General features: G+C 60.6%; 12 protein-coding genes and 2 tRNA genes. 10 read left to right on the top strand and 4 right to left on the bottom strand.

Going from position 1 to position 16,129, the window contains the following annotated elements:
- The first annotated feature begins 11 nt into the window (after nt 1-11).
- The 6 genes from hflX to BMZ57_RS24295 all read left to right on the top strand — a co-directional run bounded on the left by hflX (nt 12) and on the right by BMZ57_RS24295 (nt 8,351).
- Nucleotides 12-1,313, top strand: a complete 1,302-nt coding sequence (hflX, locus tag BMZ57_RS24320; RefSeq protein WP_010213610.1) for a ribosome rescue GTPase HflX — start codon at nt 12-14, stop codon at nt 1,311-1,313.
- Between the two features lie 96 nt (nt 1,314-1,409).
- Nucleotides 1,410-2,585: an FtsH protease activity modulator HflK gene (hflK, locus tag BMZ57_RS24315; RefSeq protein WP_010213608.1), complete on the top strand. Its 1,176-nt coding sequence runs from the start codon at nt 1,410-1,412 to the stop codon at nt 2,583-2,585.
- Nucleotides 2,585-3,451, top strand: coding sequence for a protease modulator HflC (gene hflC, locus BMZ57_RS24310; RefSeq protein WP_010213607.1), 867 nt, complete (start codon nt 2,585-2,587; stop codon nt 3,449-3,451). The genes hflK and hflC overlap by 1 nt, the downstream gene beginning before the upstream one ends.
- 294 nt (nt 3,452-3,745) lie before the next feature.
- The gene (locus BMZ57_RS24305) at nt 3,746-4,933 is read left to right on the top strand and encodes an ATP phosphoribosyltransferase regulatory subunit (RefSeq protein ID WP_010213606.1); all 1,188 of its coding nucleotides are present in this window, start codon (nt 3,746-3,748) and stop codon (nt 4,931-4,933) included.
- A 54-nt stretch (nt 4,934-4,987) separates the two neighbouring features.
- Complete coding sequence (locus tag BMZ57_RS24300; RefSeq protein WP_010213605.1) at nt 4,988-6,277, top strand: adenylosuccinate synthase; 1,290 nt, start codon at nt 4,988-4,990, stop codon at nt 6,275-6,277.
- 139 nt (nt 6,278-6,416) lie between these two features.
- Complete coding sequence (locus BMZ57_RS24295; protein ID WP_010213604.1) at nt 6,417-8,351, top strand: methyl-accepting chemotaxis protein; 1,935 nt, start codon at nt 6,417-6,419, stop codon at nt 8,349-8,351.
- 93 nt (nt 8,352-8,444) lie between these two features.
- Here the strand turns inward: BMZ57_RS24295 and BMZ57_RS24290 are convergent, their stop codons facing one another.
- The 4 genes from BMZ57_RS24290 to BMZ57_RS24275 form a co-directional block, all read right to left on the bottom strand.
- On the bottom strand, nt 8,445-10,010 hold the full coding sequence (locus BMZ57_RS24290) for an ABC transporter permease (RefSeq protein WP_010213603.1): 1,566 nt from the start codon (nt 10,008-10,010) through the stop codon (nt 8,445-8,447).
- Nucleotides 10,010-11,035: an iron ABC transporter substrate-binding protein gene (locus BMZ57_RS24285; RefSeq protein WP_010213602.1), complete on the bottom strand. Its 1,026-nt coding sequence runs from the start codon at nt 11,033-11,035 to the stop codon at nt 10,010-10,012. The genes BMZ57_RS24290 and BMZ57_RS24285 overlap by 1 nt, the downstream gene beginning before the upstream one ends.
- 144 nt (nt 11,036-11,179) lie before the next feature.
- Nucleotides 11,180-11,266: transfer RNA gene (locus BMZ57_RS24280), tRNA-Leu, on the bottom strand.
- A gap of 152 nt (nt 11,267-11,418) precedes the next feature.
- Nucleotides 11,419-11,505: transfer RNA gene (locus BMZ57_RS24275), tRNA-Leu, on the bottom strand.
- 225 nt (nt 11,506-11,730) lie between these two features.
- Between BMZ57_RS24275 and rnr the strand changes: the two genes are divergently transcribed.
- From rnr to rpsR, 4 genes are all read left to right on the top strand, one after another.
- Nucleotides 11,731-14,358, top strand: coding sequence for a ribonuclease R (gene rnr, locus BMZ57_RS24270; protein ID WP_010213601.1), 2,628 nt, complete (start codon nt 11,731-11,733; stop codon nt 14,356-14,358).
- Nucleotides 14,355-15,110: a 23S rRNA (guanosine(2251)-2'-O)-methyltransferase RlmB gene (gene rlmB, locus BMZ57_RS24265; RefSeq protein ID WP_010213600.1), complete on the top strand. Its 756-nt coding sequence runs from the start codon at nt 14,355-14,357 to the stop codon at nt 15,108-15,110. The genes rnr and rlmB overlap by 4 nt, the downstream gene beginning before the upstream one ends.
- Before the next feature lie 309 nt (nt 15,111-15,419).
- On the top strand, nt 15,420-15,842 hold the full coding sequence (gene rpsF / locus BMZ57_RS24260) for a 30S ribosomal protein S6 (protein ID WP_003236224.1): 423 nt from the start codon (nt 15,420-15,422) through the stop codon (nt 15,840-15,842).
- Between the two features lie 28 nt (nt 15,843-15,870).
- Complete coding sequence (rpsR, locus tag BMZ57_RS24255) at nt 15,871-16,101, top strand: 30S ribosomal protein S18 (protein WP_002551829.1); 231 nt, start codon at nt 15,871-15,873, stop codon at nt 16,099-16,101.
- Nucleotides 16,102-16,129: the final 28 nt, after the last annotated feature.

The raw sequence follows: 16,129 nt of genomic DNA, 5'->3' as shown, positions 1-16,129 counted from the left end.
AGGAGTCTCCTTTGTTCTTTGAGCGCCACGGTGGTGGTGAGCGAGTAATCCTCGTTCACTTGGATGGACAGGACCCTGAGGCGCGCGAAGATCCGCAGGAGTTTCAGGAGTTGGCAAATTCGGCCGGCGCCGAGACCGTTGCGTTTTTTAACGTACCGCGTCATCGGCCAACCGCCAAATTCCTGATTGGCAGCGGCAAGGTCGAGGAACTGCGCGACCTGGTGCACGCCGAAGAAGCCGATCTGGTGATCTTCAATCACGTCCTCACGCCCAGTCAGGAACGTAACCTCGAACGTGTCTTCGAGTGTCGCGTGATCGACCGTACCGGTCTGATTCTCGATATTTTCGCCCAGCGCGCCCGTACCCATGAAGGCAAGCTCCAGGTCGAACTGGCCCAGCTTGATCACATGAGCACTCGCCTGGTCCGCGGCTGGACTCACCTTGAGCGTCAAGGTGGCGGCATCGGCATGCGTGGTCCGGGTGAAACCCAGCTCGAAACCGACCGACGCCTGTTGCGGGTTCGCCTGCGCCAGATCAAGGGTCGCCTGGAGAAGGTCCGCAGCCAGCGTGAGCAATCACGACGGGGTCGTTCCCGTGCGGATATCCCGACCGTGTCGCTGGTGGGCTATACCAACGCCGGCAAATCCACACTCTTCAATAACGTGACGAAATCGGACGTGTACGCGGCCGACCAACTGTTCGCCACCCTCGACCCGACCTTGCGTCGTCTGGATCTGGACGACCTGGGGCCGATTGTCCTGGCCGACACCGTAGGTTTCATTCGTCACTTGCCGCACAAGCTGGTCGAGGCATTTCGGTCTACGCTCGAAGAGTCGAGCAACTCCGACCTGCTGTTGCACGTGATCGATGCGGCCGAACCGGATCGCATGTTGCAGATTGAACAGGTGATGCTGGTACTGGGCGAGATCGGTGCCCAGGACTTGCCGATCCTCGAGGTCTATAACAAACTCGATTTGCTTGAAGGCGTTGAGCCACAAATCCAGCGCGATGAGAATGGCAAGCCCCAGCGGGTCTGGCTGTCGGCGCGTGATGGCAGTGGTCTTGAGTTGCTTGAACAAGCCATTGCCGAGTTGCTCGGCAGCGATTTGTTCGTCGGCACCTTGCGCTTGCCCCAGCGTTTTGCTCGACTGCGTGCACAGTTTTTCGAGCTGGGTGCGGTGCAGAAAGAAGAACACGACGAAGAAGGTGTCAGCTTGCTGGCCGTTCGATTGCCGCGCTCGGAGCTGAATCGGCTGGTCAGCCGTGAAGGCGTTGTACCGGCAGAGTTCATCGAACAACACACTTTGCAATAAAAGCCTCCTAAAGCGGTTGTGCCGCGGTGGCAGGCATTCTGTAGCATTGGTCGGCGCGCCGTGGGTGCGTCTTTGCTTTATCAGATGGAGAGCGCTATGGCTTGGAATGAGCCGGGTGGCAACTCGAATAATCAGGATCCTTGGGGTGGTAAACGCCGCAATAATGGCGACCGCAAGGGGCCACCAGATCTCGACGAGGCCTTCCGAAAGCTGCAGGAAAGCCTGAATGGGTTGTTCGGTGGTGGAAAAAAACGGGGTGGTGACGACGGTGGTCGCACAAGCAAGGGCGGCGGCTATGGCCTGCTGGGCCTGGGTCTTGTCGTGCTGGCGGCCGTATGGCTGTACAGCGCCGTCTACGTGGTGGACGAGCAGGAGCAAGCCGTGGTGCTGCGCTTCGGCAAATACTACGAGACTGTCGGCCCTGGCCTGAACATCTATTTCCCGCCGATCGACAAGAAGTACATGGAAAACGTCACGCGTGAGCGTGCCTACACCAAGCAGGGCCAGATGCTGACCGAAGACGAGAACATCGTCGAAGTGCCGCTGACCGTGCAGTACAAGATCAGCAACCTGCAGGACTTCGTGCTGAACGTTGATCAGCCGGAAATCAGCCTGCAACACGCTACCGAAAGTGCCCTGCGCCATGTCGTCGGTTCTACCGCGATGGACCAGGTGCTGACCGAAGGGCGTGAATTGATGGCCAGCGAGATCAAGGAGCGCCTGCAACGGTTCCTCGATACCTATCGCACCGGTATTACCGTCACCCAGGTGAACGTACAGAGCGCAGCCGCACCGCGCGAAGTACAGGAAGCCTTCGATGACGTGATCCGTGCCCGTGAAGACGAGCAGCGCTCGCGCAACCAGGCTGAAACCTACGCCAACGGCGTCGTGCCGGAAGCCCGTGGTCAGGCCCAGCGCATCCTCGAGGACGCCAACGGTTATCGCGACGAAGTGGTCTCTCGTGCCAAGGGTGAGGCGGATCGCTTTACCAAGTTGGTCGCCGAGTACCGCAAGGCGCCAGAAGTCACGCGTGAGCGTCTGTACCTGGACACCATGCAGGAAGTCTTCAGCAACACCAGCAAGGTTCTCGTGACCGGCAGCAAAGGTGGGCAGAACAACCTGCTGTACCTGCCGCTGGACAAGATGATCGAAGGTGGTCGTAGCAGCACCAGCGCACCGTCCACCGGTTCCACTGCCGCTGCCAACGAAGCGAGCGCCCGTGCGGCCGCTGACTTGCTGCAACAGCAAACACGTACCAGGGAGAGTCGTTGATGAGCAATAAATCGCTGACCGCCCTGATTGTGGGCGTCGTCGTGGTCATCGCTGCCTGGAACTGCTTCTACATCGTGGCTCAGACCGAGCGTGCGGTGCTGCTGCAATTCGGTCGCGTGGTCCAGGCGGATGTCCAGCCGGGCCTGCATGTGAAAGTCCCCTACGTCAACCAGGTGCGCAAGTTCGACGCCCGCCTGATGACCCTGGATGCACCGACACAGCGCTTCCTGACCCTGGAAAAGAAAGCCGTGATGGTTGACGCTTACGCCAAGTGGCGCGTCAAGGATGCCGAGCGCTTCTACACTGCGACCTCCGGCCTCAAGCAGATTGCCGACGAGCGTTTGTCGCGCCGTCTGGAGTCGGGCCTGCGTGACCAGTTTGGTAAGCGCACCCTGCATGAGGTGGTTTCCGGTGAGCGTGATGCGCTGATGGCTGACATCACCCGTTCGCTGAACACGATGGCGGAAAAAGAGCTGGGCATCGAAGTGGTTGATGTCCGGGTCAAGGCTATCGACCTGCCGAAGGAAGTGAACCGCAGCGTGTTCGAGCGGATGAGCACCGAGCGTGAGCGTGAAGCCCGTGAGCACCGCGCCAAGGGTAACGAGTTGGCTGAAGGTATCCGAGCGGATGCCGACCGTCAGCGCCGTGTCCTGCTGGCCGAAGCCTATCGCGAGTCTGAAGAGGCCCGTGGTGATGGCGATGCTCAAGCGGCGGCGATCTACGCCAAGGCCTACGGACAGGACCAGGAGTTCTACGCGTTCTACCGTAGCCTGCGCGCCTACCGTGAAAGCTTCGCGAACAAAACCGACGTCATGGTGCTGGACCCAAGCAGCGACTTCTTCCGCTACCTGGAAAAGTCCAAGTAACCAGCCTGTGATTCTGTAGGTGTCATCTCCGTCGGGCGGCTAAAACGCCTGGCGGGGTGATCCTTTCAGAAAACGGGTGTATGATGCGGCAGCCGGGAAATTCCCGGCTTTTTTGCGTCTGCATGTTTGATTCGGCAGGCGTGACAGGTTTTTCGAGGAAAGTGCCCGACGAGGCCGATTGCAGGCCGTTCGTCACGTCGCTCTTGCGCGTGGTTTATGCAGGGGGCGGGTGTTTTCTGCTTCACTCAAGGCTCGGCCGAGGGCTGGCCGCCCGGATCAAAGGGGAATGGCGTAATGGCAACGGTAGACCGCTGGCTGCTGCCAGATGGCATCGAAGAAGTACTGCCACCAGAAGCTGCGCGCATTGAAGTAGCGCGTCGCCAGGTGTTGGATCTGTTCCAGAGCTGGGGTTACGAGTTTGTCGTGACCCCCCATATCGAGTACCTGGAATCCCTGCTGACCGGCGCGGGCCAGGACCTGGATCTGCGCACCTTCAAGGTCATCGACCCGCAGTCGGGCCGGCAAATGGGTTTCCGTGCCGACATCACGCCGCAAGTGGCGCGTATCGATGCGCATACCCTGCGCCGCGAAGGTCCGAGCCGTCTTTGCTATGCCGGCAGCGTGCTGCATGCACAGCCGCGTGCGTTGTCGTCGTCCCGGAGCCCGATCCAGCTGGGCGCCGAGTTGTACGGCGATGCCAGCCCGAGCAGCGATGTTGAAGTGATCAGCTTGATGCTGGCCATGCTGCAATTGGCCGATGTGCCGGATGTTCACATGGACCTGGGACACGTGGGTATCTACCGTGGCCTGGCCCGTGCGGCTGGTTTGTCCGGTGAAGTGGAACAGCAGCTCTTCGATGCCTTGCAACGCAAGGCCATCGATGAAGTGATCGCCCTGACCGCCGGTGTGCCTGCCGATCTGGCTGACATGCTGCGTGCATTGGTCAACCTGTGCGGCGGCCGTGAAGTGCTGGTCGCCGCGCGTCAGCGCCTGGCCAACGCGCCGGCGCCGGTACTGGCTGCGCTGGACGACGTGCTGGCGATTGCCGAGCAGTTGTCGGCGCGCTTCCCGGAGCTGCCGCTGTACTTTGATCTGGGTGAGTTGCGCGGCTACCACTACCACACTGGTGTGGTGTTCGCGGTATTTGTACCGGGTGTTGGCCAGGCCATCGCCCAAGGTGGTCGTTATGACGATATCGGCGCCGACTTCGGTCGGGCGCGTCCGGCCACTGGTTTCTCCACCGATTTGAAAACCCTGGTGACCCTGGGGCGTGCTGAGGTCGAGCTACCGTCTGGTGGCATTTGGATGCCCGACAGTACGGACGCAGCACTCTGGCAGCAGGTTTGCCAGTTGCGCAGTGAGGGTCAGCGTGTCGTCCAGGCTTTGCCTGGGCAACCATTGGCCGCCGCCCGTGAAGCGGACTGCGACCGGCAATTGATTCTGCAGAACGGGCTTTGGCAAGTATCGCCACTGGCTTCTTGAGTTTTCCTGCCGGCCATCGCCGGCACCAAGTTTGCGCGAATGAGGACAAGTGTTATGGGTAAGAATGTCGTAGTCCTGGGCACCCAATGGGGTGATGAGGGCAAAGGCAAGATCGTTGATCTGCTGACCGAACATGCTGCCGCCGTAGTGCGCTACCAAGGTGGTCACAACGCTGGCCACACCCTGGTCATCGATGGCGAAAAAACCGTCTTGCACCTGATCCCGTCGGGTGTACTGCGCGAAGGCGTGCAGTGCCTGATCGGCAACGGCGTCGTGGTTGCACCTGACGCCCTGCTGCGTGAGATCACCAAGCTGGAAGAGAAAGGCGTACCGGTGCGTGAGCGCCTGCGTATCAGCCCGTCTTGCCCGCTGATCCTGTCCTTCCACGTTGCGCTGGACCAGGCCCGTGAAAAGGCCCGTGGCGAGCTGAAGATCGGTACGACCGGTCGCGGCATCGGCCCGGCCTACGAAGACAAGGTTGCACGTCGTGGCCTGCGTGTGGGCGACCTGCTCAACATGCCGCGCTTTGAAGACAAGCTGCGTGAACTGGTGGATTACCACAACTTCATGCTGGTGGGTTACTACAAAGAGCCAGCCATTGAGTTCGAAAAGACCCTGGCCGAGTGCAAGGAATACGCTGAGCTGCTCAAGCCGCTGATGCTGGACGTGACCGCCGAGCTGCACGACCTGCGTCGCGCTGGCAAAGACATCATGTTCGAAGGTGCCCAAGGTTCGCTGCTGGACATCGACCACGGTACCTACCCGTACGTGACCAGCTCCAACACCACTGCGGGTGGTGTTGCGACCGGTTCGGGTGTTGGCCCGATGTTCCTGGACTACATCCTGGGCATCACCAAGGCTTACACCACTCGCGTAGGTTCGGGCCCGTTCCCGACTGAGCTGTTCGACGAAGTCGGTGCGCACCTGGCCAAGCAAGGTCACGAGTTCGGCGCGACCACCGGCCGTGCTCGTCGTTGCGGCTGGTTCGACGCGGTTATCCTGCGTCGCGCTATCGATGTGAACAGCATCTCGGGCATCTGCCTGACCAAGCTGGACGTGCTCGACGGTCTGGAAACCATCAACATCTGCATCGGCTACAAAGACGCAGAAGGTAAAGATGTGGCCCCGACTGACGCTGACAGCTACGTAGGCCTGCAGCCTGTGTACGAAGAAGTGCCGGGCTGGACCGAATCGACCGTGGGTGCCAAAACCCTGGAAGAACTGCCAGCGAACGCCCGTGCCTACATCAAGCGTGTTGAAGAGCTGATCGGCGCACCGATCGACATTATTTCGACAGGTCCGGACCGCAACGAAACCATCGTTCTGCGTCACCCGTTCGCTTAATAAGCTGTTGATGTAAAAAGCAAAGGGCTCCTCGGGGAGCCCTTTGTCGTTTCTGTCGTTCGGGCGGCACGACCTTTGCTTCGGTTCTCTCTTTCGCGGTGCTATCAAATTAATGGCACCCGTGGTCGAGGGATTCCCGATGTCTGCCGTTCTCTCATTGTTACAAAGCCGTCTGTTGCGGCCGGTGTTCGTTACCCTAGGTATCGCTCTTTTGGTGCAAGTGCTGGTGGCGGTTGCTCTCACACGCAGCACGGTCACGGCGCTGGAGGCTGATCTGGGCAATCGCCTGGGTATCGACAGCCAGAAACTGTCGGCTGAGCTGGCCCAGGCTGGTAAAGAAGTCACATCCAGCCTGGACAGCTTGTCGACCAGTACCCGTCAGCGTCTGACCGCGGGGCTTTCAACCCGCCTGCAGGAAGAGCAGAAGCAGCTGCGTGCGACCCTGGAAAAAGACCTGCAGGACTCTGCCAATGACATGGCGCAGCTGCTGGCCTCGGTGGCGCCGCGTGCCATGTGGGACAGCGACGTGCCGACGCTGTCGGAGTTCGCCCGGCGTGCCCAGCGTAATCCCAACGTGCTGTTCGTAGTGTATGACGACGCGGCGGGTGAGCATTTGACCCGCTACCTCAACCGTGAAAACCCGATCAACCAGGCGCTGTTGGAAAAGGGCAAGGGTGACCGCGCCTTGGATAAAGTGTTGAACGCGGCGAAAGACGACCCTTCTGTGTTTTATGTCGAAGCGTCCATCAGCCCCAATGGCGTGGAGATCGGCAAGGTGCGCATGGGGGTTTCCACTGCCGCGGTGGAGGCTGACTTGGTGGCGCTGGATAAGCGTTTCGCCGCACTGATCGCCAGTGGTGACCAGCTGGTGGGCGACAGTCTCAAGGGCGCGGCGGCTGATAGCGCTGCCGCCATGGGCGCCCGCCTGCAATCCGCACAGGCCACTGCAACCCAGATGACCGCCAATACCACCGGCGCCGTCCAGGACGCTGCTGGCACCTTGCGCTGGCGTATCGGCATGGGGCTCGCGCTGGTCGGTTTGGGCGTATTGCTGTTGATCGCCATCGTGCTGGGGCGCCGGGTAGTCAATCGCCTGAAGTTGCTGATCGCGGCCATGGATGATTTGGCTGCGGGCGAGGGCGACCTCACCAAGCGCGTGCAAATCAGCAGCAAGGACGAAATCGGCGACATGGCCTCGGCGGTCAATCGCTTTGTGGATAAGTTGCAGCCCATCGTGCGCGAAGCCGGGGATGTGGCCCAGCGTACGGGTGTGGAAATCGGTGCCATGACCTTGCGCAATGCCGGTGCTGATGCAGCGGCCGGCTTGCAGCGCGATGAAGTGGCTGAGAGCTTGCGCGCACTGTCGCAGATGGCCGACGAGGCACAGGCCGAAAGCCATGCGATGCAGGCGGCGTTGCAGCAGGTCGTGGATATTCGCCAGGCGACCGATGAGAACTCGCGCACTTCAGCCGAGGTCGGCAGCCTGATCGAAGCGTTGGCGGGCCAGGTACAGGCGGGGTCCCAGGTGATCGAGCGGCTGGCCCAGCAAAGCGAGCAGATCGAGGTGGTGTTGACCGTGATTCATGGTATCGCCGAGCAAACCAACCTGCTGGCGCTCAATGCGGCAATCGAAGCGGCGCGTGCCGGTGAAACCGGACGCGGCTTTGCCGTGGTGGCGGACGAAGTGCGGGCGTTGGCGAGCAAGACACAAAGCTCCACGGGCGATATCCAGGCGCATATTGTGGCGTTGCAGCAGGGCGCGCGGGAGGCGGTGGACACCATCGGCAAGGCCGGGCGCCAGGCCAGTGAAGGTTTGCTGGTACTGCGCGACAGCGTGCGCCTGCAGCAGACGGTGCAGGCTTCGGTGGAGCAGGTGCATGCCGCGATAGGCTTGGCGACGCGTGCGGCAGAGCACCAGGCCCAGGGTGCCCATGCGGTGCGTGGTCGGGTCGAGGTCATCCATGCCCAGGCCGAACGTGCCGCCCAGGCGGTGCAGGAGACCACCGCAAGTGGCAAGGTGCTGGATGGATTGGCAGCGCAGTTGAAGGCGAGCCTGGGGCAATTCCGGGCCTAGCGTCGCCTGTTACGGCGTCATCGCGGGCAAGTCCAGCTCCCGCCTTGGAATGCATTCCAAAGGTGGGAGTCGGGCTTGCCCGCGATAGCGGTCTCAGCGGCTCAGGTATATCCGTGTCGTGAGCACATACACCGGCAACCCAGACACCAGGATCAACAGTGCTGCATAGGGCGCCGCCGCCGCGAATTCCACATTCGAGGTGTGCGCCCACACCGCCGTCGCCAGGGTATTGAGCCCGGTCGGACTGAGCAGCAGCGTCGCCGTCAGTTCTTTCATTGCATCCAGGAATACCAGTGCAAATGCTGCGCCGAGCGCCGGGAAGATAATCGGCAAGGTCACCCGGCAAAATGCACTGAACGACGAGGCGCCCAGCGTGCGCGCAGCGTCTTCAAGCTGCGGCGCAGCCTTGTTCAGCGCTGTGCGAATCGGCGCCTGGGCCAGCGGCAAGAACAGCAGCGCATAAGCAATCAGCAACAGCGCGGAGGTCTGGTACAGCGCCGGCACATAGTGCAGGGCGAAATACACCAGGGTCAGTGCAATCACCAGGCCTGGCAGGGCGTGCAGGAGGTACGGTAGGCGTTCGGCCCAGATCGCCAGCCGGCCCTTGTAGCGCACCACCAGCAACCCGACCGGTACGGCCAATACCAGGCACAGCGCGGCGCCTGCCAGGGACAGCGCCAATGAGGACAGCAACGCCTCGCCGATCTCCGCCACCGGGAATGCTGCGGAAGATCCCACTGCCAACCAGTAACCGAGCATCCCCAGCGGAATCCCGCTGCCGATGATCGCCAACGCCAGGCAATACACCTGGCCCAAGGGTGCCCACTGACCCAGTCGAACCTGCTCCGCATGCCGCGCCGCGCCCTGACCGATACGCACATGCCGGCCCTTGCCGCGGACCCGCAATTCCAGCCATAGCAGCGTCAGGCACATCACCAACAGCACCGCCGAGAGCATCGCGGCGTTGGCATTGCTGAATTCCAGTTCGAACTGCTGGTAGATCGCGGTGGTAAAAGTTTGCAAGCCGATGATCGACAGCGCGCCGAACTCCACCAGCATATGCAGTGCAATCAATAATGCCCCGGCCAGTAGCGACGGCCACAGCAGCGGCAATGTGATGCGAAAGAACACGCCCCAGCGATTCAGCCCCAGGGTGCGGGCCGACTCCTCCAGGGAGGGGTCAAGATTGCGCAGGGTCGCTGCCACCGGCAGAAAAACCAGCGGATATTTCGACAGGCTCATCACCAGGATGGCGCCGCCGAGCCCTTCGAAACTCGCGCTCAGCGACACCCAGGTGAAGCTGCTGACAAACGCCGGTACCGCGAATGGCAGGCACAGGATCACGCCCCAGATGCGTCGCCCTGGCAGGTTGCTACGCTCCAGCAGCCAGGCCAGGGACAGGCCGATTACGGCGCACGTGACCGTCACCCCGACCATCAACGCCAAGGTGTTGCGCAGCAACCCGAACACATACGGCCGCCATAGCAGGTGTACCGCTTCCGCCCAGCCGGCCTGCCAGGCTTTGAGCCCGACATAGGCCAGCGGCAGCAGGCTCAAGCCGACCAAAAACAGCACCGGCAACAACAGCCAGATCGACGGTCGCTTGGGCCTTGGGCTGAAACCCCCGCGCAGGGCGGGGGCGGGTAGCGATGGGTTCATCAGTTCAAGCCAACGTCACGTTCCAGGTCCAGGGCTTCTTCGGCGTTGCCCAGGTCGGCAGGGGTGACTTTCGGCGGTTGCAGCTCGCTGAAAGGCTTGAGGCCGCGGTTGGATTCCATGCCTTTGCGCAGAGGGTACTCGGCCGAGGTGTTGGTGATCACGCGCTGGCCTTCTTCGCTGGCCATGAATGCCAGCAGTTGCTGGGCTTCCTTGGGATGCTTGCTGGACTTCAGCGCCGCCGCCGAAGACACAGTGATCAAGCCACCAGCATCGCCATTGGTGAAGTAATGCAGTTGGGAATCCAGGTTGGTTTTTTCTTTTTTCAGGGCGAACCAGTAGTAGTTGTTCACCAGCACGGTAGCCACTTCGCCATTTTCAACAGCTTTGAGGGCGACCATGTTGTTGCTGTACACCTTGCCGAAGGCGCGCAGGCCGGTCAGCCATTCTTCGGCGGCTTCACGACCGTGCAGCTTGATAATCGCCACGGCCTGTTCCTGGAAAGCGCCGCTGGTGGGCACGAAGCCGACCTTGCCTTGCCATTCGGGGCCGGCGAAATCCAGGACCGATTTCGGCAGGTCTTTTTCAGCGATCAGTTTCGGGTTGAAGGCCACAACGCGAGTGCGCGCGGTCACGCCCATCCAGTCGCCATTGGCGCCGACATAGTCCTTGGGTAATACATCGAGGGTGCTGGCGTCGATTTTCGCCAGCAGGCCTTGCTCGCCGAGTTTGTTCAGCGGTGGCGATTCTTCGGTGTAGATCACGTCGGCAGGCGAGCGGTCGCCTTCTTCAACGACCTGGCTGGCGAGCTGATTACTGCTGCCCTTGCGTACGTTGACATGAATGCCGGTCTTGGCCTCGAAGGCTTTGGCGAGTTCATCGCCGACTTCTTTGTGCTGGCCGTTGTACAAGGTCAGGGAAACCTTGTCGGCGGAATAAGCGGTGGGCGAGAGCAGGGTCAGGCCGAGCAGAGTGAGGGTCAGGCCACGCAGAAGAGATGTCTTGAGACGGGTATCGCGGATGGTCATCCGAAGTTTTCCTCGCTTATGTGCAACAAATCATTGCAAGGATAAACGATAAAGCTTCTCAGGTGCGGGCGAGGGGCAAATCGCTGGGGAAGTTTTTCAGGCCCGGAAACGAAAAAACCCGCTTTCGCGGGTTTGATCTGAATTTGGTGCCCAGGAGAAGACTCGAACTTCCACGACCTTGCGATCACCAGCACCTGAAGCTGGCGTGTCTACCAATTTCACCACCTGGGCATTATCAGCAACGCTTGCGCTGTTGATGGAACGAACTATACGGAGGCCTTTTTGATCTGTAAACCCCTGATTCGAAAAAATAAATCAAGTTTTCCGTTAAAAATCAAAGGGCTGAAACGAAAAAACCCGCTTTCGCGGGTTTAATCTGAATTTGGTGCCCAGGAGAAGACTCGAACTTCCACGACCTTGCGATCACCAGCACCTGAAGCTGGCGTGTCTACCAATTTCACCACCTGGGCATTATCCAACAACGTTGCCGTCGTCGATGGCGCGCACTATACGGAGGGGTCATTAAGCTGTAAACCCCCGCCACGAAAAAATCCTGGAAAATTTCGCCAATGGTCGTGCAAGCTGCTCGTCGGGGGCTGCAAAGGGCTTTTAAAGGCTTGTTGGCGTCTGAAATTTCCCGTTTCAATACGCGTATGCCAAACTAACCCGCATATAGACAAGGTGAAAACTCTCTAATGGCCGATTGGCAGTCCCTCGATCCCGAGGCCGCTCGTGAAGCGGAAAAATATGAAAACCCTATTCCTAGCCGCGAACTGATCCTGGCGCATCTCGCCGATCGGGGTTCGCCTGCTAGCCGCGAGCAGTTGGTTGAAGAATTCGGTCTGACCACCGAAGACCAGCTCGAAGCCCTGCGCCGCCGTTTGCGTGCCATGGAGCGCGATGCTCAACTGATCTATACCCGCCGTGGCACTTACGCGCCTGTGGATAAGCTCGACCTGATCCTGGGGCGCATTGCCGGCCATCGTGACGGCTTCGGTTTCCTGATTCCGGATGACGGCAGCGACGACCTGTTCATGAGCCCGGCGCAAATGCGCCTGGTGTTCGATGGTGACCGTGCCCTGGCGCGGGTTTCCGGCCTGGACCGTCGCGGTCGCCGTGAAGGCGTCATTGTCGAAGTGGTATCCCGCGCCCACGAGTCCATCGTTGGCCGTTACTTCGAGGAAGGCGGCATCGGCTTTGTGGTGCCGGATAACCCGAAGGTCCAGCAGGAAGTGCTGATCACGCCGGGCCGTAATGGCGCCGCCAAGGTCGGCCAGTTCGTTGAGGTGAAGATCACCCACTGGCCAACGGCGCGCTTCCAGCCACAGGGCGACATCGTTGAAGTGGTCGGCAACTACATGGCGCCGGGCATGGAAATCGACGTTGCGCTGCGCACCTACGATATTCCTCACGTCTGGCCCGAGGCTGTGCTGAAAGAAGCCGGCAAGCTCAAGCCAGAAGTGGAAGAGAAAGACAAAGAAAAACGCATCGACCTGCGCCATCTGCCGTTTGTCACCATCGACGGCGAAGACGCCCGCGACTTCGACGATGCGGTCTACTGCGAGGCCAAGCCCGGCAAGCTGCGCCTGTTCTCCGGGGGCTGGAAGTTGTTCGTCGCGATTGCCGACGTGTCCAGCTACGTGAAGATCGGTTCGGCCCTGGATAACGAAGCCCAGGTACGCGGCAACTCCGTGTACTTCCCTGAGCGCGTGATCCCGATGCTGCCTGAGCAGCTGTCCAACGGCCTGTGCTCCCTGAACCCGAAAGTCGACCGTTTGGCCATGGTGTGCGAGATGACCATCTCGAAAACCGGCGAAATGACCGACTACCAGTTCTACGAAGCGGTGATCCACTCCCAGGCGCGTCTGACCTACAACAAAGTCAGCACCATCCTGGAAACGCCGAAGACCAGCGAAGCCAAGGCTCTGCGCAGCGAGTACGCTGGTGTGGTGCCGCACCTAAAACAGCTTTACTCGCTGTACAAGGTGTTGCTGGGCGCACGTCATACCCGTGGCGCGATCGATTTTGAAACCCAGGAAACCCGGATTGTCTTCGGTTCCGAGCGCAAGATTGCCGCGATCACCCCGACCACGCGTAACGATGCGCACAAGCTGATCGAGGAGTGCATGCTGGCGGCCAACGTAGCCACGGCTGAATTCCTGAAGAAGCATGAGATTCCTGCGTTGTACCGTGTGCACGACGGTCCGCCGCCTGAGCGTCTGGAAAAACTGCGCGCCTTCCTCGGAGAGCTCGGCCTGTCCCTGCACAAAGGCAAGGACGGCCCGACGCCGAAGGACTACCAGGCTCTGCTCGCCAGCATCAAGGACCGTCCGGATTACCACGTGATCCAGACCGTCATGCTGCGCTCCCTGAGCCAGGCGGTGTACAGCGCCGACAATCAGGGCCACTTCGGCCTGAATTACGAGGCGTACACCCACTTTACCTCGCCGATTCGTCGTTACCCGGACCTGCTCACGCACCGCGCGATCCGCAGCGTGATCCACTCCAAGCAGAACACGCCGCACGTCAAGCGCGCCGGTGCGATGACCATTCCGAAGGCACGGATCTATCCGTACGACGAAGCGGCCCTGGAACAGTTGGGCGAGCAGTGCTCCATGAGCGAGCGCCGTGCCGACGAGGCCACCCGCGACGTGGTGAACTGGCTCAAGTGCGAGTTCATGAAAGATCGTGTGGGCGAGACCTTCCCTGGCGTGATCACGGCCGTGACCGGCTTTGGCTTGTTTGTCGAGCTGACCGACATCTACGTCGAAGGCCTGGTGCATGTCACCGCCTTGCCGGGTGACTATTACCACTTTGACCCTGTGCATCACCGCCTGGCGGGCGAGCGCACCGGCCGTAGCTTCCGCCTTGGTGATACCGTGGAAGTGCAGGTCATGCGTGTCGACCTCGACGAACGCAAGATCGACTTCGGCATGTCTGACAAGCCAGCCGAATCGCCTGGCAGCCGTAAAAAGCGTGGCAGTGAACCGGCCAGTAAAGGCAAGGCTGCGCCCGCTAAGGCAACGGCCGCCGAGCCTGCGCCAGCCAAGGCCGGTCGTCGCTCGTCGACCAAGGAAAAGGCCCCCGAAGCCTACCGCCCAAGCGACGCTGCGGCGAAAAACGCCGAGCTGCGCAAGAGCCGCGAGTTGAAGCAGCAGTTGCTCAACGAAGCCAAAAGCGGTGGTAAAGCGGCGTCTGGGGGAAAGTCCCGCGGGGCGGAAAATCCGTCGAGCAAGCCTAGTAAACACCGTAAAGGCCCGCCCAAAGCGGGTTCGGCTCCCGCGAAAAGCGGCGGGTCGCGCAAACCTAAGGCCAAGTCATGAGTCTGGAAAAAATCTACGGCGTCCACGCCGTAGAAGCACTGCTGCGTCACCACCCTAAACGCGTCAAGCAAGTGTGGTTGGCAGAAGGCCGCAGCGAGCCGCGCGTGCAAGCGTTGGTCGAGCTGGCGACCCAAAACAAGGTTGCCATCGGCCAGGCCGAGCGTCGCGAAATGGACGTATGGGTCGAGGGCGTCCACCAGGGCGTGGTGGCGGATGTCAGTCCGAGCCAGGTCTGGGGCGAGGCGATGCTCGACGAGCTGCTCGACCGTACCGAAGGTGCGCCATTGCTGCTGGTGCTGGACGGCGTGACCGATCCGCACAATCTCGGCGCCTGCCTGCGTTCGGCGGACGCTGCCGGTGCGCTGGCGGTGATCGTGCCTAAAGACAAGTCGGCGACCCTGACACCCGTCGTGCGTAAGGTCGCATGCGGCGCGGCGGAAGTGATTCCGTTGGTGGCTGTGACCAACCTGGCGCGCACGCTGGAGAAGCTCCAGCAGCGCGGCCTGTGGGTCGTGGGCACGGCCGGAGAGGCCGAGGTCAGTATTTATGACCAGGACCTCACCGGCCCGACCATCCTGATCATGGGGGCTGAAGGCAAGGGCATGCGCCGCCTCACTCGCGAGCATTGCGATTACCTGGTGCATCTGCCGATGGCCGGTAGCGTCAGCAGCCTCAACGTGTCGGTCGCCACCGGCGTGTGCCTGTTCGAAGCCCAGCGCCAGCGTGGCGCCAAGGCCAAGGCCAAGAAGTAATCCCGAGCCTGGCACAGAACCAAAATGTGGGAGGGAGCTTGCTCCCGATTGCGGTGTATCAGTCAGCTGATGTTTGGCTGACACACTGCTATCGGGAGCAAGCTCCCTCCCACATTGGTTTCCGGTGTCAGTAACCATTGTTCAAATAATCACCAATCACCTTGCGCCGCTTCTCCCCCTTCTCTACAATTGCGCCCCTTGCCTTCCAGGCGGGCACCGATGTGCCTCCCCGTGGCAAGATCCATAAGTGTCATTCACTCCTTGTCTGACCGTTTTTGAGCGGCAGGCTACAACCCGTAAGGAGCATTCATGCGTCATTACGAAATCATCTTTTTGGTCCACCCGGATCAAAGCGAGCAAGTCGGCGGCATGGTTGAGCGTTACACCAAGCTGATCGAAGAAGACGGCGGCAAAATCCACCGTCTGGAAGATTGGGGCCGTCGTCAACTGGCCTACGCAATCAACAATGTTCACAAGGCTCACTACGTGATGCTGAACGTTGAGTGCACTGGCAAGGCCCTGGCCGAGCTGGAAGACAACTTCCGCTACAACGATGCTGTGATCCGTAACCTGGTCATCCGTCGCGAAGAAGCCGTTACCGGCCAATCCGAGATGCTCAAGGCTGAAGAAAACCGCAGTGAGCGCCGTGAGCGTCGCGACCGTCCTGAGCACGAAGGCGCTGATAGCGCTGATAGTGATGACAGCGACAACAGCGATAACGCTGACGAGTAATCCACGGACCTTTTAAGGAGCCTATCAAATGGCACGTTTCTTCCGTCGTCGTAAATTCTGCCGCTTCACCGCTGAAGACGTGAAAGAGATCGATTACAAAGATCTCAACACTCTGAAAGCCTACGTATCCGAGACCGGCAAAATCGTTCCAAGCCGTATCACCGGTACCAAAGCACGTTATCAGCGTCAGCTGGCCACCGCTATCAAGCGCGCCCGCTTCCTGGCCCTGCTGGCCTACACCGACAGCCACGGCCGCTGAGACCGGGCAGTCGACAAGTAGTAAGGGA

This window comes from Pseudomonas simiae (assembly GCF_900111895.1).
In the GTDB taxonomy this organism is placed as follows: Bacteria; Pseudomonadota; Gammaproteobacteria; order Pseudomonadales; family Pseudomonadaceae; genus Aquipseudomonas; species Aquipseudomonas simiae.
This window is presented reverse-complemented; position numbering and strand designations above follow the sequence as displayed.